Here is a 20657-nt window from a genome sequence, read left to right on the forward strand (position 1 = left end):
GGCGACCCACTCGAACTCACCGTGACCGACGGCTGGTGGCACCTCGTCATCGCCATCGTCGGGTTGCTACTCGCCATGAGCCCCGCCCACAAAGCGGTACACCTACACCGCCCCCGCGTCGCACCCACTCCCAGCCCGGACATGGCCACGTCCGCCCAAACGGGTCCGTCAAAGGAGCTCTTTTTACAGGCCCGGAGTCAGCGGAGCACGACGAAACCGTCCACTTCTAGCGGGCCGTAACTGCTGGCGGTTCGGACGATGCGCACGGTATGAGTGCCCGGCGCGATGCTGAAGGCAGCGAGGATGCGGCGATCGACCCGCAGAATGGACCAGTTGTGGACGGTTTCTCGCAGAGTCCCGTCGATGTAGACATCGAACGTCGCGGGCAGCAGCCTCGCGCTTCCCACGATCGCGAACTCGCTACCAGTGAACATCACGGTCGCCGACGCGGATGGCTGGTTGGTCGAGCGGAGGCTGCCGCCCCAGGCCGACGACACCGAGCGGGTCGTCCAGCCCGGCGAGTAGCCGGCCGCCGTCTCCTGGAAGGCATCCACCGTGAAGGGGTTGCCGCTGCTCCAGTCACCGGGTCGGCCCTGGGCGTCCACCCCACGGGCCCGGAACCGGTAGCTCGCGGTCGGTACCACCGTCGACTCGGTTCTCGATGTCGTGGCGTTGGGCAAGGGAACCGGCGCGAAACCACCATCGTTGACCGACACCTGCAGCTGAACAGCGCTGATCGCGCCGTGCACCGAGGTCGACGTCCACGAGGTCACCACCGGGATCACCGCCGGTGTCTGCGCGGACAGTTGCCGACCCCGAGGAAGGACCGAAACCGGTGGGGTCGACCGTGCCGGAACGAAGAACCGCGCGTGCACCGTCGCCGGCGCGAGCAGCCGCAGAGCACAGACGCCGCTTCCGGCACAGGCGCCGCTCCATTTCTCCAACCGCCACCCCGGGTCCGGAGCGGCGGTCAACGTGACCTCGGCACCGGCCGCGTACCGGAGCGTGCAAGAGGTGCGGCACGTCTGTCCATACGGGTCGACCGTCACCGCGCCCTGCCCCTCGATCTCGACGGTAAACACCAACGGAGGCGCCTGGGTCAGGGCATACAGTGTCCCCGCGATCACCAGATGTCCTCGCGCGTCGAGCGATTTCACGAAGTTGAACTGCGGCGATCCGTAGCGCGAGGTCCAGCCACCCCATCCCGAGGCGAGCAGAACGGGCGGCTGCCCAACCGCGGAGAGATAAAGACTCACCGGACCGCCAACCTCGTCCGGTTCGGCCGAGTAGAGAACCGTCCCGTCCTCCCCGAGAGACACGATGGACAGGGGCCGCGCAAACAAACCCACATGTGGGCTCTCGACGAGCTTGTCGAGCGCACCGTCCGGGCTCCGGCGCCACACCTGCATTCGGAAACCTTCACCGTCGACCTGGTAAGCCGTGTAAGCCGCCCAACGACCGGCGACGTCATAGTCGCTACCCGGGTTGGGGATCATCCAGGTGTCCGCACGCGCCGTCAGTCCGAACTCCCGCGTGCCGTCATGCAGGGCCACCATGTGATTCCCGCACGCTGGGCAAGTCTGGATCCTCTCGGTCTTCCGGTACACGACAGTAGTGCCATCTGATACCGGTGACCATTTGTCCCAACGAGGATCGTCGCCGACGAGCACGTCCGTCACGCCGTCGCGATAACGGCTTATCCAGTTTTCGGCGATAAAGGGATGGAATGCGATATTGGTGACCACATCGCTGTAGACAACATCACCGTTGTCGGCCAGGTCGCCGAGCACGAAGGTCTCCTCGAGGTACTCGCCCAAGTCTCTCGCGCGCGCCACCTCCACTGTCTGGCCCGTGGCGAAGTCCCGACGGGAAATGGATGTCGGCCTACTCCATTCCGTGTTCTCCCAAGCCGCGTAGGGACCCCTTACCAGCACCGTCCCACCGGCACCCAGGTCGGTGAGACCTTCTCCGCCCGTCCATTCATACAGACGGTTGTCCGACGTGCGGAGGAACACGCCGCGCGGCGTCAGCCACCCTCGTGCGATCTGCCGTCCCGCCACCAAGGGAAGGGGCATGTCCATGCCGGTGCCACGGTCCCGGACCTTCAGCCTCGGCGCACCCGAGGAGGAGTCCAGATAAAGCACACGAGCATCCGAAAAGTCCTGAATTCTTCCCGGAACCTGGGCGACCTGCACGAGGTTCGGATTGAGAAACGGCGAGTCCTCACGAGCCGGCTGCTCGCGAGGCGTCGCCACCGCTGGCACGGATACCGTGGTAAGGAAAAAGCAGACCAACACCAGAGCAAGACGACGCACGTTCACCTCCGGATCCGCGAAAGAACGGCCGCTGACCATCATGTCCGCTGACGACGGTCAGGACCTGGTGTTGCACGCTCCCGATCGAGTGAACTCCCACATCGCCCCGTCTGGATGACACCACACCTCAGCTAGAGCCATCCCCGAACGCCGACGCCTTCCACACCTCATAACCAGCGACACAGCGCCGTCCAGCTCGCGCCACGTAACCGCGACGGCCAACCAGGTCCGCGAGACCAAGGGCTCCCACCTGCTCCTCGCCGAACTGTCAGGGCGCACGTGCATTGCTCCTCCGGAACCCCACGTCGAACACTCAAGCCAACCCCAGCGTCCGGGATGCCTCCGCAGTCTCCGTCCGCGCCGAGTACTGCATCGGCGCCGTCAAGGCCGAGCTGGAGCGTTAGGGTTCTGTCTGGCGGTGTGTGGAGGATGGGTTCGATACCAGGTTGCGGACCACGCGGGCCAGTTCCGCACACAGGCCGAGGACAACCGACGCTGTCGGCGCGTCAGCCAGCACCGCACGTGTTTCAGGTCGCCTCCGGCGCCTTCCTTGACATAGAGCGTTCCTGGACCCCGCGCCTGGGGTCGTGGTAGACGTGAAGGTGAACGCGCCGCCGGACTCCATGGGGGCGTTCGCCCTGCTCGCTGGGCAGGGTTCCCGGCCGCTGCACGCCGAACTGGACGCCTTGTCGCAGGAACCGAGTCGTCATACATCCTGGGACTGATCACCGTGTGGCGACAATGAGAGCTCAACGTTAACGTCTCGGTGTGATTGTCCGGCAGGCTAGAGGATCGGCCGGGCACAGGCAGGGAGGTCTGCAACCGATGAGCTCGTCGGAGCGGGCGACGGCGACTTCACCCTTTCTTGGTGTTGTCCCACTCCGGACTATCCATTGATGATGGATGGCACTGCGGAGGTGTTGTCCAGTTGACCGCGGGGAGACCTGCGGGTCCGAGGGTCAGGACCTGCCTCGCTGGCTAACCTCCCACGACGCGTGATAAGTCTGGAGGGCGCGAGTCACCGTCCAATGTAGAGCGTTGTTGCGCGTAGGCTCGACGCGGCCGCAGGTCTGCCCGGGCACACCAGGAGATCGCCGCTGATGCTTTCGCCCTGCTCCCGACCGCACTACTGATCACACAGAACAACCCGCAGGTTCTCGGAAGGGCTCACTGACGTGCGAGGAACAACAAAGCTTGGCCCACTTCTCGCGGCCAGCGTGATGACCGCCGTGTTCGTCGTCTCATTCATTTCTCCGGCAGCTGCCGACGCCGCGTCGCGCACCGCGACGGATCGTTTCTGCGCTAGGGCGCACGTGCAGAACATCGGTTGGATGTTCACGGTCTGCTCCGATGGCGCAAACATCTTTGTTGGCACGACCGGAGCGAGCCTACGTATGGAGGCCTTGTCACTGTCGATGAGCGGAAGCCGTTTCTGTGCCCAGGCGCACGTGCAGAACATCGGTTGGCAGGACGAGCGGTGCGCCGAAGCCGGCGGACAGATCACGGTCGGCACGACCGGGCAGAGCCTGCGCATGGAGGCGCTGGTCCTCAGGGCGGACGACAGAACGATATGTGCGATTGCGTACGTTCAGAATATCGGCTGGCAGAACCAACAGTGCGCCGTGCCCGGGGGGCATGCTGCTGAAGTGGGCACCGTTGGGCAGAGTCTCCGAATGGAAGCGCTGAACCTTTGGAGTTACTAGCTGAGTCCAGGGCATGCCGACTCTCCATGTCCGCCCGGTGCTGGCGGTTGGTCACGGCGTTCTCTGTCGACGGCGAAGTCAACCCCAACACACCGGGCGTGCTACTGCGTCTACTCCGTAGCAGGGCCCTGCCCTCCCCCGTACTGGCCTGAATACACAGCGCGGGCCGGTCATGTTCGAGACCGAGCAAGCCGTGGCGTGCTGCTGGTTCGGAGGCCGCATTTTGATGGAGGTTGGCGGCGATCGAGCGGTGCTCATGGCGGCGTCACGGTCCGCACGGCTTGTCACCCCTATCCCGATCACGGCCGGAGGCCTACCTCGACCGACCGTCGCGCGTCCCGCGATCCCGTGCCAGGCCGGCTCGCAACACGTCACCGGATGATGCCGGAGCACACTGGGCAGCGCGGGCGCCGTGAGGTTGCTGGGCCTCGTCCTCGGCGACCAGCGGCCTGTGTCACGAAGAGCTCCTTCCTCACGTCCAGCGTGAGGAAGGAGCCCTTCGTGACCCTTGTATTGGGCAGCCGTGATTACCGGGTGCAGGGCGTGCCGCTTGGGTGGGCGCTCGTGCCGTGCACGTCGGCCTGGGATTTCGCCAGCACGATGCGTGTCAGCGGGGTCTCCAGTGCGACGGCCTCCTGCGTCACCACGCCGTTCGCGACGGTGGTGCTGTTCAGCTTCAGCGAACCGATCACCAGCGGGACGGTCAGCGGAGCCGACCCGACGGTCACCGGCACTCCGTTGATCTTCAGCGACGCGACGTTCGAGCTGCCCGCGAACCCTGGCGTCAACCCGCCCGGCCCGGCGACACATGATGCCGTCGCCTGCGACTGGATGACACCCAGCTCGATGTTCAGCCCCAGGGTGCTGATCGTCGTCTTGTCGATCCTCGCGGACGACTCGGCGCGGTCACCCGCGGCGGGGGGCAGCGCTTGGTTGTCCGGGGTGAGGTTCGTGTGCGCGGTCAGCGCGGTCGTGTTCACGTTGATCAGACCCGCGTTGAGCGACGCCGACGCGACGGTCTTGCTGTCGTCGACACACGGCAGGTTGGCGGGATTCGCCACCGCCGCGGTGATCCCGGCGACGTCCGCGGCGGTCGCGGTGCACGACCAAACACCGTCACGGTCGTCGTCGACGATCGTGCCGACACCCTGGCCGTCCACGATGCCCACGCCCGTGCTTGGCGACGACAGGTTCAGCGTGAACGTCTCGTTCGGCTCGTCCACCGCGTCCGGGACGACCGGGACGGTGACCGGTTTGCTCGTCTCCCCAGGGGCGAACGTGACGGTGCCACCGGTGACCGCGTAGTCCGCCGGGGCGGCCGCGGTCCCGTTGGCCGTCGCGTAGTTCACCGTGACCGGCGTCGGGCTCGGTCCGCCAAGCAGCGACACCGTGAACGTCGCGGGGGTCGGCGCGCCGCCGGTGCCCTCGGTGACCATGACGTCGTTGACCGAGAGGCCGCGGACGTGCACCGTCGTGTTCTCGACGAAGCCCCGCGAGACGCCGTCGACCAGGTAGTCCACCGTGCAGTGGTACTCGCCGGGCGCCGCGCCGTTCGCGACCGTGATCGTCTCGTCGAAGGTGGCCGTGTCACCGCTGGCCACCGTCGCGTTCGGCGGTGCGTTGGTCACGGTCAGCTGCGGGTCACAGCTGGTCACCGTTGGGGTGACCATGGACTCGATGGCCTGGATGCCCTGGAGGATCGCCTCCGCCACATCGTCGTCCGCCGCGTTCAGCAGGATCCCGCCCGTCGCTTCGGCGATCGCAGTCGCCTGACCGGACTCGTCCTCCGGGGTGTCGACGGCGTCGCCGTCGAGGCCGGGCTGGAGGACGGGGTCGTCACCGACGTTGACCGCGACGACGCGGATGTTCGCGGCCACCAGCGCGTCGATCGTCGCCTGCAGGGCGCGGCCGTTGGTCGGGTCGTGCGATGGCGCGTCACCGAACCACGCGACGATCCTCGTGCCATCCGGCCGGTAGTTCATCGCGCCGTTGGCCAGCTCGAACAGCGCGTTGATCGCAGACTCCGGGGTGTCCCCACCCTCGTCGGCCGCCCACTGGTCGATACCGTCCTGCACCGCCACGGTATTGGCCGTGATGTCCTCCTCCACCCGGAACAGGTAGCTGTCCCCTTCGTCTCGGTAGGAGGCGACGCCGAACTGGGCGGTCGGCTGAGCGTCGAGCACGGTGCCGGTCACCGCGCTCGCGTTGGCTTGCACGTCGTCGATCGCCTCCGCCATGCTGCCGGTGGTGTCGGCGAGCAGGACGAGGTCCGGGTTCGGCGGGATCTCCGCGGTCGTGACGTTCTTGGTGATCACAGCGCTCTGCCCCGGCAACAGCGTGATGTCCACACTGGACGGATCCACGCCCGGCGCGGCCAGCGCGGGCGTACCGGACACGAGCAGGGCACCCGTGGTCGCGCACGCGACAAGAGTGAATCTTCGGATCATTTATCTCCCCTTCAGGTGAACTGAACACCTGAAAGAGGGGAGCGAGCCGGACGGAATACCGGCGTCACCCGAACGCCGGGATATCACTGCCCCAAAGGGCGGAAATCCCCGCCAATATGGTCAGGATCCCGAATAGCTCTCTGGCTGTGGCGATCACCGCCTTGCAATGCCGCCGGGCCACCGACGGCATGTAGTCACGCCCCGACATCGTCAGCGTCGAGGTCCGCACCTTCGCCTATGTCCCCCGGCAAGTACCTCGAAGTCTCACCTTCGAGGTCAACGCCGCCAATGCCATCAACGTCCAAGCCGTCTATGAAGCGCTCGCCCACCGTCGGGCCAGGCGAGGCGTTGGCGCCACGCTCTGCGCAATAACCACTTGTCAATAACTCGCCGGGAGCGTCACGTTGACGGCAACGACAGGCCAGGCACTTCACAATCCAGTAGTTCAGCGGGCGATCGGACGGCCCCAAGGGGTTGACGAATAGGAGGTAGCCCAGGCCATTGCAATTCCGCCTGATCGGGGCGGTGACCTTCAGCTCGGAGGGTAGGACACTCGTGACCGCGAGCAGACGGGCTCGTACACGGGGTTGTCCCTGAACGCGCCGTCGGTCTACCAGTTCCTCCCGGCGAGCGCCGACGTGGCGGTGATCCGGCCCATCGGCGTCGCCGTGGCCGGGCTCGTGGTCCTCGGGCTGTGCCTCGGCGTCCTGCTCAGCCGGGAGCCGCTGACGGCGACGAGGATCGTGCTGGTGGGAGCGGCGTCGGCCGCCCTGATGCCGTTTCTCCTGCCGTCGATGCACGAGCGCTACTTCTACCTGGCCGAGGTACTCGCCGTGATCGCCGCGTGCTACCTGGCCGTCGACATCATGGACACGCTGGGCGGGCCGGGCGCGGCGCTGCTCGTCGGCATCGACAACATCTTCCCGCCCGTGCCGAGCGAGCTGGTGCTGCCCCTGGCCGCGTCAACGAGGCGCAGGACGCGGTCCTGCTCGACGAGCTGCGGGCGCTCGCGCACGGCAAGGGCGCGGTGCTGCACGTGGTGACGGGCCCGGCGGTGCCCGACCGGCTGGCGCCGGAGGTGCTCGCCCAGCTCGTGCCGGACCTGCGGGACCGGGACGTGTTCGTGTGCGGGCCGCCCGGAATGACCGGTGCGGTGATGCGGAGCCTGCGTGCACTGCGGGTGCCGAAGCCACAGATCCACGCCGAACGCTTCAGCCTAGCCGCGTGAGGAGAGGAACGTCGTGAAGCGAGCACTCCCCGTCCTGGCGCTGACCGCTGCCGCCCTGGTCCCGCTCCTGCGGTTCCAACCATCGGCGTCGACCACCACGTCCACGGTCGCCGAGGCGCCGGCCACCACCGGTTCGACCGGCTACACCGGCTCGACCAGCGAGGTCGTCGCGGGCCCGAACGTCAGCACCCGCCATGGTGACGTGCAGGTCGAGAGGTGGGCTCGCGGTGCACGTGTAGGTGGGTGCGGTGTCCGGGCCGCCGGTTCGTTGGCACGATTGGGTGCGGCCGTCGCCGTCTACCCAGGTCCAGCCGGCCGGTGGCGGGCCGGGGATGACCGGGTCTGGGTCGTCCGGATCCGGGTCGTCGATCTCCGGGTCTTGGACCTCCGGGTCGTCGACCTCTGGGTCTTGGGTCTCGGACTCCTGCACTTCCGGGTCCTGGATCTCGGACTCCTGGCGCTCGGGGTCGTCGATCTCCGGGTCCTCAGGGTCCGGGTCGTTCACGGCTGGCGGCTGGACACGTGGCGTGCCACCGAGGTCGCGTACCTGGTCACCCAGTTCCTGGGCGATGCGGGCGTTGTCGTCGGCGGCCCCCTGGAGATGGTTGATCCGCAGCAGCGCGTACACCGAGCCGAACACCAGGGACACGGCGAGTACGACTCCGGCGACGATCACGACGATCCGGAAGTGGCGTGGGGCTGGGTCGTGTCGCTCGACTGCTTGGTGGGCCGCGGCTTCCGCGATGGCCTGGACCTTGTCGTTACCGGTCATGCCGTCCCGCCTCGGTGGTGCCGGCCGCCTTGGTCGCCGGGGTTGAATGCGCGGCGGATGGTGTCGACTTCGTCCGGTGTGAGTTCGCCGTCTGCCAGTGCTTCGGCGATGGCTGCGGCGGTGGACTCTGCGGCGGAGCGGGCCACGTCGTCCGGCTTGGTGGAGCGCTTGACGGTGGTCCACACGAGCACGAACGCCGACGCGAGTGCGGGGACGAGAGCCGCGAGAGCGACGAGCAGGTCAGACAGCTCACTCACCTACACCCCCGGTCGGGGTGGTGTGCGGAGTGGTTGACATGACGCGCTCCGTTCGCTTCTCGCACAACACCTCAATCAATTCAGAAACGATTGGTGGCTCACGACGTGGCAGACAGCCAGGTAGGTTGAACCGCTCCCCCGAACGCACAGGAGGATCGTTCGCATGAGCGGCGACAGCTTCGAGTACCTGCGCCAGTACCTGCTCGGCAAAGGCCGACGAGAGGCCATTGAGACCATAGCCAACCGGCTCGACCATGTGGGCAGCGGCACGTGGGCTGCGCTACAGACCCGCTACGTGCTCGCGCTACTCGACGACGCTAACCAGCGCATCGAGCAGCTGGACAAGGTGTGGAAGGCGGTGGAGCGGCACGACTCCGGCGACGGCGGCCCGGAACAGGTCGAACAGGCGATCGCGAAGCACGAGCCCCGCGACGAGCGGCCACCGTACTTCCTGTAGCGGCGTCACGGTCACCGATCCCGCACGTCTACTGGTCGACAACCGCCCGACCACCACATGACAGGACTGGGGAACGTGACCAACCTTGTGAAGCGCCCTTGCGCTCTTCCTGCGCCGCGCTCGCACTGACCGCCTGCGGCAACGACTCCAGCACGCAGCGGCGAGAACGCACCTGACCTACCCGCTACCGGGTCGAGCGGGAACGCCGCGGCCGACACCGACCAGGCCCGGCAGCAGACGAACGAGCGCGGGTTCATCGTCAAGCACCTCGGCGAGACCGCGTGCTTCGGCGGGGCCGGCAAGAACTGCGAGGTTGGAGTCTCGTTCGCCATCAACAAGGTGGAGGTGGACCCGCCGTGCAGCGAGTTCGGCTCCCACCCCGAGGGCGGGCACACGCTGCAGCTGCGCCTCCGTATCGCCACCGGCAACGACGCGAAGGTCGTCGACCGCGTCGACGGGATCAGCAACCCGTTCAGCTTCGTGGAGATCGACAAGGACAGCGTCACGCGTGACACCAACTTCGGGATGTGCGCGGACCCCTCTGTCAACAAGTTGCCGGACACCCACGGCCCAACCAGCAGCATCAGGGCGTCATGGACCTTGAAGTCACCGAGGCGTCCGGGATCATCGCGTTGCAGCTGATGGGCGGCGAGGAGGACGGACAGCGCGGCTGGAAGTGGAACTACCCTCCACAGTCATGAGCGGACGCAGCAAGGACCCATACACCGCTACCAGCGCGATGACATCGAGAACATGGTCAACCGGCTGGACGCGCTCGGCTTCACCCACACCTCGGCCGGCGAACAGGCCCGCTACGTGCGCGCTGATCGACGACGCCAACCAGCGCCTCGCCCAACTGGAGAAGGTGTGGCAGGCCGTGTAGCGGCACGACTCAGGCGAGTTCGACCCCGACAAGGTGGACCAGGCCATCAAGACGAGCGACCCCGGCGATCTGCGGCCACCACCGGTGTAAAGGGCTGCCACCTGCCACGACACGGACGTATGGTGGCCGCGTAACCACCACTCCCGACACCACACCGGCCGGTCTGGACGACGCCGAGGTCTACGTGCGCGCCGACGCCCCCGACAGCTATGGCCGCTGGTACGTGCGCACTGACGACACCGTGGTCTACCAGTGGCCCAACGGGAAGTGGAACGAGAACCCGATCGTGTCCGCGGCGACGCTGCGCACGTCGCCTGTATGGGCGAGAGTAGGCGATTAGCGCACCACCCTGGACTCGCTAACGTCCCTCACCTGGACAACCCCGGTAACCCTGCTGTCCACACCCGACGGTGGCAGTGCGGAATTCACGCACCAGCAGACAGGAAAGTGGGGCGGACCGGTCGGGTAGACCGGCCCGCCCCACTTCGCGGTATTGATGGGTCAGCACGCACCGCGCACGTTGGGCAGCAGGCACCCTGTGGTGAACGTGCCGGCGATCGGTTCTGTGACGTTGTTGGTCGTGTCCGTGATCGCCACGTTCGTGTAGCTCGCGGACGCGAGTTGCCGACTCTGTCCCGACGGGCAGGTGAAACTGCCCGGTCCCGGCGGGCTGATCGTGAGCGATGCGGTGATCGAGCCGTTCTTCCCCGACGTGAACGTACCGGTCTCCGACACCGGTGCGGTCACGGTGGTCTTGTTGGCGGCGCTCGGGTTGGATCCGCCTCTGTTCACGCAGACGTAGGTGGCCGTCGCGTCCGCGCTGGCCACGTAGTCGATCTGTGCGTTGTTGCCCAGCCCCGCTTCCTTGAACGAAACCGTCAGCTCCGTGCCGCTCAGGCTGGCCGACGCCCGCAGGAAGTGTGGACTGTCGGCGCTGGCCGGCAGTGCGAACGCCACCAGCAGAAGCAGCGGCGTACACAAAAGTACCAATACTCGTTTCATGGATGTTCGCCAATCTTTCCGGCATCAGTGTGTTGACTGTCGAGCGCTGGAATCCAGAATTCCGGCAGGCGTCACACAGCACGGACCTCCGCCGCGTGTGCCGCGACGCCCTGCGGGCGTCGTCATCCTGACGTTACGACTGTTCGAACCACGACCTGCCGGATTTGTTCCAATCGCCGGACGTTGTATTGGATATTTCCTCAGTACCCACCTCGAATTCCGCACTCAAGGTGAACCGAAGAAGTTTATACCCAGAACCGGACCCTGCCTAGGAATCGCCGATTCTGTCACCGAGATGGCGCGATCGTTTCCATGCAGTGAACTCGATCGTCCACTCCAGACTCGGCCACGCTATCTACCCGACCGCGCAAGCACTTCGGAGAGAACTGCTTACTGACTGAACAGAAGGCTCGGCAGATACTATCTCACGTGGAGCGGTCACGATACCTTTCAGATCAAACGTAAATTTTGCCTTGCAATGATCACATCGCCAATAATGCTCGGACATTTGCGGGGCGTGAGCCACTCCGCGAACACAAATCGCTCCGCCCTGAAACCGACGTGCTCGCGATGCCACCACCGAGAGATCACAGGCCGTTATCGCGCGCACCAGGAGGCGTAGGTTCCCGTCGCGCCGCTCGTCGACCCGGACAACCGGCGCCAACTCGCCCAGGTGATCGCGCACCTCGCCCAGCGGGACCGGGTCGTGGTCACGCTCAGAGGCGCAGGAGGCACCGCGTAGACCGGCCCGGCTGGCCTGGCGGGCGGTGGCGAGTTGGTTCTTGAGCACTCGGATGTCGGATTGCATCGCGGTGTGTTCGCCCTGTGGTCGACCGCAGAGCAGATCAGAATGATCTCGTCATTCGGGAGGTGGACCGGCCCCACATGCAATTTTGTACCGGCCCACCTCACCCCGTATTGGAGCATGGTGAGGGCAGACACGCCCGTCGACGCAACGAGTTTGCCTCGTCGCGTTCCGTACGGGTCCGTCGTGCTGTCGGCTACACGTATGGGGGAAACGGCCACGAGCCGTTGACCGCATGACCAGAGCGGGCGTTCACTCGATCGTTGCGATGGAAACCGCCAGGCCCGTGGGCATGGCCTGATCTCGGCCTCGCCGTGGAGGCCGCATGGTTCCTGGCCGGAACATCACGGAAACGCTGTGGCTCGTCATCCGCGAGCGGGAAGCGAGCCGGCTCTCGGGGCAAACGCTTCGATTGTCGTCCTCACCGGACAGGGCGACATCTGGCATCACTGGTCGCTGTACGCCGAAATCGTCCATCGCGCTCGCACGGCCAGGCTGGTCGAGGCGACCGTGATACGCGAGATCGACAGATCCGACAGCATCGCCCGTATCCATCTCCAGCACCGGTTCCAACCCGGCAGACTGCCGCAACTGATCGTCATCATCGCCGAGAACCGCGTCCATGGTTTCCTGCCACGACTGGACAAACTGGAGATCAATGGGTTCTTAGACGCTGGACACGATCGACGTCATCCGCTGTTTCACCGAACAGCCGACCGAACAGCGGCCTCAACGTCGGGGCAGCGGCACCGCTGGGCCCAGCGGTGAAGAAGACCCTCGTTCATGGTTCGCATTAGTCCGCAGGTGATCCGATCTCGTTGATCGCCGCCGACTGGGGCGACACACACCCGCCGAGCTCCGCCTCGACCGCAGCACACAGTTTCTCCAAGCTGTCCGCTTTGGTCAGCACATGCCGCACGCCATAGGCGCGGGCGAGCGGCATAACCTCCAGCTCCACAAAGTTGGCAGTCGCGAAGATGACCGGCAACCTCGTTGTCTCCGGTTTCGAACACAGCTCCCGCACCAGCTGGTAACCGTTCATCCCGGGCATCACGATATCGGTCACCACCAGGTCAGGCATCTCCTCACCGACCGTGACCAAGGCTTCCGCCCCGTCATGAGCCTCCAACACCCGATGACCCCGACTGCTGAGGATCGTGCGCAGCACCTCACGGTTGACCAGGAGGTCATCGACGATCAAGATCATGGCCATCGACTTACCCACACTTCATCGAGCACGCCAGCACCTAGCTGACGGACCCGATCGCCGCCTCGGCCCCACCGATAACCGCGGAGTCGAACATCATCTCCGTTGCCTGCGTTGTCACAGACACCCCTCGGCGAGCCCCTACATCCAGAGGTTTGTTGCGAACTCTCAGACAACCACAAACCAGAATCATCGTGGCACCGAAAAGGCAAGGTCGGCGCAGAATGCCACCCGTTCGCGAAGAAGCGGGTCTCCATGACTGGAGCACAAGCACAAGCCGTTACGGATGACACACGCGCTCGTGCAAATCGCGGCCGCCCTCATGGAGAAGCCGAACGAACGACACTGGGGCTACGACCTCGCCAGCTCGTCCTCGGCCAGCGCGGCCTTGCGGGCCTTGTCCCACACCCGGGCGATGGTGCACTCGGCAGATGGCCCCCGGTCAGGTTGCGGACAGCCGGCCGTCTGCAGCTGTGCCGAACTCCTTCAGGTGCTCGTGCAGGATCTTGGTGAGCTACGGCGGGGCCGGGACGTGCCGGACCTCCTCCGCCTCCGCTCGCTGTTTCAGTTGTCGTCGATCGCGTCGTTCCCCCGAGTCGGTCCACGCGGCGCCTGCGGTGGGGGCCGTCTGCGACAGCAGCAGTTCGCCCCAGCCTTCCTCTGGCAATTGGAGGTCCGGCTTGCTCAGCATCGCGGCCTCCTCAGGTCGCAATGCCGAGTAGTACATGACCGCGAAGAAGGCCTTCAGACGCGGGCCGGATGACCGTCGCGGCTGGCCCTCCACCAGTTGTGCTGCCACCTCGTCCAGCAGCCGTTTCGCCTGCTTCTTGTTGATGACTACCCTCTTGTCGATGGCCCGTACAGTCTTCGGAGCGGTCCATTTCACGTCGTGCAGATTGTTTGCCGATAGGGCTTTCAACTCGACCGCGTAGTCGAGCGCGTTATACAGGACGGCACGCTTCCGCGTGACCGTTTTGGCGGCTCCCTGCTTGCCATCAAGTTTTGTGGACAGCATCTCGAGCGCGGTCCGGGAGCATCGCGACATCGTCCAACCGCGACACGGGTAGCGTGTTCGAGGCCATCCATTTCAGCGCCCGCTCAATCTCCTCTGGTTTGGCGCTGTCACGCTTCTTGATGTTGAACGCCCACCCAGTCAGCGCCCGCCGGAGTATCCGCGCATCCGGCGCTCGACTGCGTTGTGACCTGCCGTGCCGGTCGTGCTCGACGAGGACGGGCCGTGGCTCAACCCGGTGCTGGCCGGGTTATGGCTCGGGGTGTTGGGGCTCGTGCCCGCGTGGTCCGGACTCTCGCCGTGGTGGTGGCTGCCGGTCGGCAGTCCTGGCCTGGCTGCCTAACCTGATCAGAGGTTGACGCCGTGTCCTGGTCCGACCAGCTCACGTCCACCGCGCCAACCGGCACCGACCCGATCACTTACAGCGCCGCGACCTGGCTCACGTGGACGCACTGGTACACCCCAGCTGATTCCAGCGCTCATGGCGACGTCCTCACAGATCCTCGCTGCGGTCACCAGCGACGAAGAGATCGCCCCCGATCTGGAGATCGTGCGGGCCGCCAAAGGGTCTCACTCGCCACGCTCGTCGGCAACGCCGTCCGCGCTGTCCGCCCGGACCGACGAGGATCCCGGCCTGGCCGCCGTGCTAACCACCGTGGTCGCCGCACCGTGCTCGACAGCGTGCGTGGCGCCGACAAGAAGCGTCAGTGAGCGCGCCTATCGCCTCGGCGCAGCCACCTCGACCCGGATGTCGGCGGAGTCGCGTAGCACCAGCACGGATGACCGGTAGCCGGTCGCGTATCGGCCGCTGATCAGGAACCATATGCCGTTCGAATGCGTGAGCAGTGACATCCCGGAGTAGCGGTAGTACGTGTCGCCGTCGGCACCAGGTACCTGTGTCGCCTGCGTCTGGGAGCCGGGCAGATCCAGGTAGTTCTCGCTGAAGATCGTGACGAGCGGAAGTCCGGCGGGGTTCGTGTCGGTGACACGCGCGGCTCGACGGCCGAGGTCCTGTGCGTAGACGGTCGCCGCCCAGAACAACGCGATAACGAGCACGACGTGGAGGGTGACCGTCGTCGGCATGCCGAGCGAGGCGGCCTTGTCGGCGAACAGGGTCGACCCCAGCCGCAGGACGAGCCCGGTGCCGACGGCGAGGACGGTGGCCGCGACCAGCGGCGGAAGGCCCAACCCGCCGGCAACACCGAGCGCGGAGACCAGCCCGGTGATCGACAGCGCCGCTCCGACCGCGACCAAGGCTATGACGAGCCGATCGGTATCGGTGCCCCGCTTCCTGAGCAGACCCACGAACACCTGATCGAGCATGAGGAGCACGATCCAGGCCGCGACGAGACGCACGACGGCACCGAAGGTCACGTCGGCGCTGCGCAGCACGTAGTCCTGAACGGACGGTTGCAGCAGTTCCTGCCCGAGGCCGAAATAGCCGTAATAGGCCCGGTTCCGCGTCCAGCCCGTATAGACCAGCAACGCGGTCACAACGGTGATCGGCGCGGCCGCGCTCAGGATCAGGTCGACGAAGCCCTGGAGGGTGAACCTCCCTGAGGGCTTTGTCTCCCGCTCCTGCTCCAGCACGGCCGCGTCACCCCGGCGATTCGCTCGACTCGGAGGGTGGCTCAGGCGGCTCCCCGCTGGCGCAGTCGCCGCCGCTGTTCTCCTCGAACCGTATGCCGCATGCGTATGTGTAGTCCTCAGCGGATGATGACCGAGCGGGTGGAGATAATCCGGGAACCGACAATGTGGATGGCCCCGGTGCACCAGTGAAGTGGATGGTCGTTGGCGTCTCGCACGGCGCGCTCCGCGTGCCGCACACGTACGCGTCGTCCGCCGCGGCCGAAACCTCTGCCGTGGCCGAGATCTTTGCAGTGGCCGAGATCTCCGCCGTGGCCGATGATCGATCCGGTGGGGAGAAGCCGGGGTTGGGCAGGTCGGATTGCCCAGATGTGTCCGTGGAAACAGCCTCCGGTGTGGGCGGCCCGGGCTCAGGGACACCCGTGCAACCGGCGAGCATCAGGATTCCCATCGCCGCCATGCCGCAGCCGGCAATCGCGATTGCCATGCCTTTCCCCACCGTGATCCCTCCTTGAGTGTCGCCTCAGAGAGAGAGTCGTGGGCGCGAGCGATCCATGACGGGCAGGGGTCAAGATTCACCCGACATGGGTGACCGCGCCTTAGGATGGATTGGTGGTGGCTACCCGGTGCTGCGCCCGGCCGCGTCAGACGCCTACCTCGGATCCGCCAACCTCACCCGCCGGCCAACTCGGTCGCGCCGAGGCCGGCTTTCACCCGTACCCCCGCCGGGGGTACTAACCGCGTATCGAGCCGTATTCGCCTGTACCGAAACGTACTGAACCGCATGACCGAAAAGGTTCGTCCTGCGAAAACGCAGGTGCGACACGCCCACGTGACGGGTTCAAGTCCCGTCACTAGAGGTCAGTGAATCTATCTGGCCTGCCGATCGGGTAATCGTCCTTGACGACTACGACCTTGAGACGACCCGCCTCAGCTCACCCCTCGGAGATCTGAGATGACTGATCCAGCACCGACAATCCGTGCAGCCAAGCGAATCACCGATCATTGGCGGGATCGACCAGGCTGGAAGCCTGGAAGACGATTCGACAAATGGTACCTCGTATTCAACGATGTCAGCGAAGTGCGGGATATTGCGGCGCGATGCCGGGCAGAACTACGGGCGCTGCCGGGGCTAAATCCTGAGCCGGACAAATGGCTCCACATGACAATTCAGGGTGTCGGTTGGTCCGACGAACTTAAGCAATAGTCGATCAGTTCGCTCTCTACAGATCGAGGTCAGCAGGTAGCGCGATGTGCTGCAGCATGCAGGTTTCGGGTGTGGATAAACGTGCACGGCCTAGGGTGAGGTTCCGTCAGTTCCAATGATGGAGGCTCAGTCCACGTGATCGATCTTCATCCTGGGTGAAGTGGTCGGTGTTCACCCGTTAAGGGGACGTCGCGTCTGGTACGCGGTTGGCGAATCTCTGAACCGGCTTCTGGGGCTGCATTGACGACCTTGCGAACATTAAGAACAAAAGCATCTGGAGGCATATGAAACTTCGACCGCCGCGATAATCGGCATCACACGCCCACGCCCCATCGGCGGTGAATACGGCACGATTGCGCACGTGCGTCAAGGAATTTCTATAGCTGACCTGCTCCTGGAGAACTCCCGATGGCAACGGCGTGGTCCGCCTCTGTCGTTCTCGTCGTACAGAGGTAGCGCCGAAACGCCCAACAGCGTGAGCCATCACATCGTCACCTGCGCTTACCGTACCCCTCCCTGGTACATCCGAACGGGTACAGCAAGTAGCCCGTTCGGGGGAAGAGACGAGTTGGTCATCCAACTCGAGAGCGGGCCAGCACAGGACATGAAGTGCGCAGGCTCGCTGCTCGGGTTGGTTTGGCTAGGGAAGCAGGTGTTCGAGGATCCAAGCGGTGATCGCTCGGACGACGCCGGACACGGCGCCGGCGAGTGCGGCGATACCGATCTTGCGTTGTCGCGTCGGCCTCGCGGTTTCGGTGGTCTTCTCGCAGGTCAATGCTTCTCCTGAGGTTGTGGTGTACGACGGGAGCCGACCGGTCTCCTTGGACGCTGGTAGTGCAGCAAGAGCGAGGGGTGTCCGGTCAGGGGATCGGAGCGACTCGGCCACGCCGAGGCGACGAGCCCGGCCGTGACTAGGGGAGGAACGCCGAGATTTGATGCGCTGGTTACGGTGTCCGGTGCGGTCCGGTGTCGAACAGCCGGACAGAGCAGAAGGGCGCAAGCGGTGGATGGCGATCCGGAACAGGTCCTCGACCCAGCGGACATCCAGACACTGAAAGAGTTGGCCCGCAGGTTCACCGCGCTTGCCGGCACGCGTACGCGAGCCTCGCTGATAAAGAGCGCCGCTGCGCTGCCGGTGCGCGACGGTCGCCAGCCGACGCTCCCGAAAAGCACACTGAGCGACCTGCTCGGCGGCAAGTCGATGCCGTCGCGGGACACAGTCGTCACGTTCCTGACCGTGTGTGGCCTCAGCACCGCTCAAGATCAACAACCGTGGCTCGCGGCCTGGGAGCGGGTCAACACCGCCCACCTGCGTCGCCCGGCCGGCACGGTGCGGGTCCGGGAGGCCCGCGCCCGACTGCTGGGCGTGCACGCCGCTATCCAAGCCAACTTCAACCAGCCCAGCTGCGGCAACCCGAATCACCACGGCCCAGCCATCAAGAATGGCGTCGAGGACGAACTGCCGGTCTACGTGCCGCGCGATCTTGACGTCGACCTGCGTATCAAGCTGACCGCAGCGCGGGAACGCGGTGGCTTCGTGCTCCTGACCGGTGATTCGTCGGTGGGCAAGTCCCGGACCCTGTTCGAGGCGCTCCGGGAGGTGGTGCCGGAGTGGTGGCTACTACATCCCTCCGACGCCGTCCAGGTCCGCCAGGCCGCCGAAGGTGCCCAGACGGACCGGCTGGTGGTCTGGCTGGATGAGCTGCAGCGCTACCTTGACGGCGCTGGTGGGCTGAGCGCGGCGACAGTCCGCACTCTGTTGAATATGGGTGCGGTGCTGGTCGCGACGTTGTGGCCTGACCGGTATGCGGTTTATACGCGGCTGCCCATGCTCGGCCAGCCCGATCCTCACGCTGGCGAACGCGAGTTACTTGGCCTGAGCGAGGTGGTCCACCTCGACGCCGCCTTGAGCCCTGTCGAACTGGAACGAGCGCGGAAGGCGGCAGCGGCCGGCGACGCCCGGATCGCGTTGGGCCTGCAATCAACGGATTACGGCCTGTTCCAGGTCATCGCCGCCGCCCCGCAACTCGTCGCCCGCTGGAAAGGCGCTGACCCGTACGCCTCCGCGGTGCTGAACGCCGCGATCGACGCTGCCCGCCTCGGTGTTCAGTCCCCCGTCACCACGCAAATGCTGCGCGCTGAGGCTCCCGGCTACTGCAATGGCCGGCAACGCGCTGCCGCCCCGACCAGCTGGTTCGAGTCGGCCATGGCCTACGCCACCGAGCAACTCCACGGCGCGACCGCTGCGCTGGCGCCGACCGCCGCACCTGACGTAATGGGACCCCAAGCTATGGGCCAGCCCACCGGATACCTGCTCGCCGACTATCTGCACCAGCACGCCGGGCACGAACGCAGCAGGACCAAAGTCCCCGCCACCTTCTGGCAAGCCATCCTCGACCACCTCACCGACTCCGCCGACCAGACCCGGCCTGGCCAGGCCGTCGAGGACCGGATCCGTCCGTCGGCTGAGTCAACGACAGCCCTTGCCGAGGGGCCACCCGGTGTCGAAGACTGCGGGCGGCTGGCCGCCGCAGCGGTCAACCGGGGGTACTACCGGTTGGCGGCGCGGTTCGCCCTTCCCGCCGCCAATGCCGGTGACACGAATGCGATGCAACTGCTGGCGGCGTTGTGTGACTTCCGTGGAGCGGAGGAAGACGCGCGGGCGTGGCGGCGTCGAGCCAACCCGACGGGCGGGGCACAGCACATAGACCTCGCCGACCTACTCAACTGGCATCACGAGGAAAGGACCGACACATCGGACCACACCACCGAGGGTGAATCCGCCAACCAAGCGGTCGCCCTGGCCGACTCACTGCGCAGCGAGGGCAGGCACACCGAGGCGGAAAAGGTACTGCGGCCACACATCGAAGCGAAGCGCCCCGCCGCCATGTGGTCCCTGATTGACCTACTGGACCGCCTGCACAGGGACGAGGAATGCATGGTCCTGCTGCGCGAACTCACCGACATGGGCGAACCTCTCGCGCTCTGGCGCCTGGTTGACAGGCTGAGCGAGGCCGGCGCCGACCAGGAGGCCGAGCGACTGCTGCGCTCGCACGCACAACCCGGCAACGACGGCACGCCGGGCGATCCCAGCGCCATGTGGAAACTGGGCTGGTGGCTGGTGCGGCACGATCAGATCCCGGAAGCGATCGACTGGTTCGTTCTCAGCGCCAAGCACAGCCTGCAAGGAGCAAAAGAGTTGGTGAAGACGTTTAGCGAGTTAGGCTGCCTCGAAGCCGCCGAGCGTCCACTGCGAGCACAGGCCGCGCAGCACGGCTGGGTGGCGACCTTGTGGCTGGCCGCACTGGTCGGGCTACTCGGACGCCACGACGAGGCTGTCACGGTGCTCCGTGAGTCGATGGAGGAAGGATGGTCTTCACTACCCGGCAGCACGTCAGCGCCACCGACGATGTCTCCCCTCGCGGAGGCGCTGCGGCATGCCGGCCGGGGGCAGGAGGCGGCACAGATCGTGCTGTACGGGATAGAACCGGGTAGCGTGACGGCCCAGCCGTGGGAACTACCCACACCCCAATAGCATCAGCCGTAGTCACCACGTTGGCCGCGCGCGGTGCAGAAGAACGGCTGGACCATTGCAAGCGTTCGACATCCGGTTTTCTACACATTGAAGCCAGTGGTCACCCACGACCTCCGACCTCTCTCAGACCCGGCTTACTAATTCGCGTGTGAAGCCAGGCGGGGAGACCGTGATGGGCGCACGAGTTAGCCTGTCGAAGAGTTGAGCCGTTGATTTTGTTGGCCAAGCAACCGCGTAACA

At 65.7% G+C, this 20657-nt stretch carries 19 protein-coding genes and 1 pseudogene; 11 read left to right on the forward strand and 9 right to left on the reverse strand.

Annotated elements, in window-relative coordinates:
- Positions 1-197: 197 nt before the first annotated feature.
- Positions 198-2357 carry an InlB B-repeat-containing protein gene (locus VF106_RS17390; RefSeq protein WP_330840775.1) on the reverse strand — a complete coding sequence of 720 codons (2160 nt, stop codon included), beginning with the start codon at positions 2355-2357 and terminating at the stop codon, positions 198-200.
- Between the two features lie 1178 nt (positions 2358-3535).
- Between VF106_RS17390 and VF106_RS17395 the strand changes: the two genes are divergently transcribed.
- The gene (locus tag VF106_RS17395) at positions 3536-4018 is read left to right on the forward strand and encodes a hypothetical protein (RefSeq protein ID WP_330840776.1); all 483 of its coding nucleotides are present in this window, start codon (positions 3536-3538) and stop codon (positions 4016-4018) included.
- Positions 4019-4545: 527 nt separating this feature from the next.
- On the opposite strand, the gene VF106_RS17400 is transcribed toward VF106_RS17395, so the two are convergent.
- Positions 4546-6465: a Calx-beta domain-containing protein gene (locus tag VF106_RS17400; protein WP_330840777.1), complete on the reverse strand. Its 1920-nt coding sequence runs from the start codon at positions 6463-6465 to the stop codon at positions 4546-4548.
- A gap of 587 nt (positions 6466-7052) precedes the next feature.
- Here VF106_RS17400 and VF106_RS17405 point away from each other — a divergent pair.
- Together VF106_RS17405 and VF106_RS17410 are read left to right on the forward strand one after the other, a co-directional pair.
- Positions 7053-7508 (forward strand): hypothetical protein, encoded by a 456-nt coding sequence (locus tag VF106_RS17405; RefSeq protein WP_330840857.1) that lies wholly within the window; start codon positions 7053-7055, stop codon positions 7506-7508.
- Complete coding sequence (locus tag VF106_RS17410; protein ID WP_330840778.1) at positions 7502-7693, forward strand: hypothetical protein; 192 nt, start codon at positions 7502-7504, stop codon at positions 7691-7693. Before VF106_RS17405 ends, VF106_RS17410 begins: the two co-directional genes overlap by 7 nt.
- On the opposite strand, the gene VF106_RS17415 is transcribed toward VF106_RS17410, so the two are convergent.
- On the reverse strand, positions 7677-8465 hold the full coding sequence (locus VF106_RS17415; RefSeq protein ID WP_330840779.1) for a hypothetical protein: 789 nt from the start codon (positions 8463-8465) through the stop codon (positions 7677-7679). The genes VF106_RS17410 and VF106_RS17415 overlap by 17 nt on opposite strands.
- Positions 8462-8722: a hypothetical protein gene (locus VF106_RS17420; RefSeq protein ID WP_330840780.1), complete on the reverse strand. Its 261-nt coding sequence runs from the start codon at positions 8720-8722 to the stop codon at positions 8462-8464. The genes VF106_RS17415 and VF106_RS17420 overlap by 4 nt, the downstream gene beginning before the upstream one ends.
- Before the next feature lie 163 nt (positions 8723-8885).
- Here VF106_RS17420 and VF106_RS17425 point away from each other — a divergent pair, with 163 nt between their 5' ends.
- The 3 genes from VF106_RS17425 to VF106_RS17435 all read left to right on the forward strand — a co-directional run bounded on the left by VF106_RS17425 (position 8886) and on the right by VF106_RS17435 (position 10402).
- Positions 8886-9179 (forward strand): hypothetical protein, encoded by a 294-nt coding sequence (locus tag VF106_RS17425; RefSeq protein ID WP_330840781.1) that lies wholly within the window; start codon positions 8886-8888, stop codon positions 9177-9179.
- Positions 9180-9518: 339 nt separating this feature from the next.
- Positions 9519-9821, forward strand: coding sequence for a hypothetical protein (locus VF106_RS17430; protein ID WP_330840782.1), 303 nt, complete (start codon positions 9519-9521; stop codon positions 9819-9821).
- 425 nt (positions 9822-10246) lie between these two features.
- Positions 10247-10402 carry a hypothetical protein gene (locus VF106_RS17435; RefSeq protein ID WP_330840783.1) on the forward strand — a complete coding sequence of 52 codons (156 nt, stop codon included), beginning with the start codon at positions 10247-10249 and terminating at the stop codon, positions 10400-10402.
- 161 nt (positions 10403-10563) lie between these two features.
- Here the strand turns inward: VF106_RS17435 and VF106_RS17440 are convergent, their stop codons facing one another.
- A complete protein-coding gene (locus VF106_RS17440; protein ID WP_330840784.1) occupies positions 10564-11064 on the reverse strand; it encodes a hypothetical protein in 501 nt (166 codons plus the stop codon).
- 625 nt (positions 11065-11689) lie between these two features.
- Between VF106_RS17440 and VF106_RS17445 the strand changes: the two are divergent.
- Positions 11690-11782 (forward strand): annotated as a pseudogene (locus VF106_RS17445) (RNA polymerase sigma factor WhiG); the annotation flags it as partial.
- 444 nt (positions 11783-12226) lie between these two features.
- The gene (locus tag VF106_RS50905) at positions 12227-12637 is read left to right on the forward strand and encodes a DUF190 domain-containing protein (RefSeq protein ID WP_414639001.1); all 411 of its coding nucleotides are present in this window, start codon (positions 12227-12229) and stop codon (positions 12635-12637) included.
- Positions 12638-12662: 25 nt separating this feature from the next.
- Here VF106_RS50905 and VF106_RS17455 read toward each other — a convergent pair whose 3' ends face one another.
- Positions 12663-13076 (reverse strand): response regulator, encoded by a 414-nt coding sequence (locus VF106_RS17455; RefSeq protein ID WP_330840786.1) that lies wholly within the window; start codon positions 13074-13076, stop codon positions 12663-12665.
- 514 nt (positions 13077-13590) lie between these two features.
- Positions 13591-14091 carry a site-specific integrase gene (locus VF106_RS17460; RefSeq protein ID WP_330840787.1) on the reverse strand — a complete coding sequence of 167 codons (501 nt, stop codon included), beginning with the start codon at positions 14089-14091 and terminating at the stop codon, positions 13591-13593.
- Between the two features lie 193 nt (positions 14092-14284).
- On the opposite strand from VF106_RS17460, the gene VF106_RS17465 reads away from it, so the two are divergent.
- Entirely contained in the window at positions 14285-14431 is a 147-nt protein-coding gene (locus VF106_RS17465) for a hypothetical protein (RefSeq protein ID WP_330840788.1), read from the forward strand.
- Positions 14432-14805: 374 nt separating this feature from the next.
- Here the strand turns inward: VF106_RS17465 and VF106_RS17470 are convergent, their stop codons facing one another.
- Positions 14806-15678 (reverse strand): hypothetical protein, encoded by an 873-nt coding sequence (locus VF106_RS17470; RefSeq protein WP_330840789.1) that lies wholly within the window; start codon positions 15676-15678, stop codon positions 14806-14808.
- Between the two features lie 185 nt (positions 15679-15863).
- Here VF106_RS17470 and VF106_RS17475 point away from each other — a divergent pair, with 185 nt between their 5' ends.
- On the forward strand, positions 15864-16190 hold the full coding sequence (locus tag VF106_RS17475) for a hypothetical protein (RefSeq protein ID WP_330840790.1): 327 nt from the start codon (positions 15864-15866) through the stop codon (positions 16188-16190).
- A gap of 1332 nt (positions 16191-17522) precedes the next feature.
- On the opposite strand, the gene VF106_RS17480 is transcribed toward VF106_RS17475, so the two are convergent.
- Positions 17523-17657, reverse strand: a complete 135-nt coding sequence (locus tag VF106_RS17480; protein ID WP_330840791.1) for a hypothetical protein — start codon at positions 17655-17657, stop codon at positions 17523-17525.
- 228 nt (positions 17658-17885) lie between these two features.
- Between VF106_RS17480 and VF106_RS17485 the strand changes: the two genes are divergently transcribed.
- On the forward strand, positions 17886-20417 hold the full coding sequence (locus VF106_RS17485; RefSeq protein ID WP_330840792.1) for a tetratricopeptide repeat protein: 2532 nt from the start codon (positions 17886-17888) through the stop codon (positions 20415-20417).
- Positions 20418-20657: the final 240 nt, after the last annotated feature.

It is taken from the genome of Actinophytocola sp. (genome assembly GCF_036378875.1).
Lineage (GTDB): Bacteria > Actinomycetota > Actinomycetes > Mycobacteriales > Pseudonocardiaceae > Actinophytocola.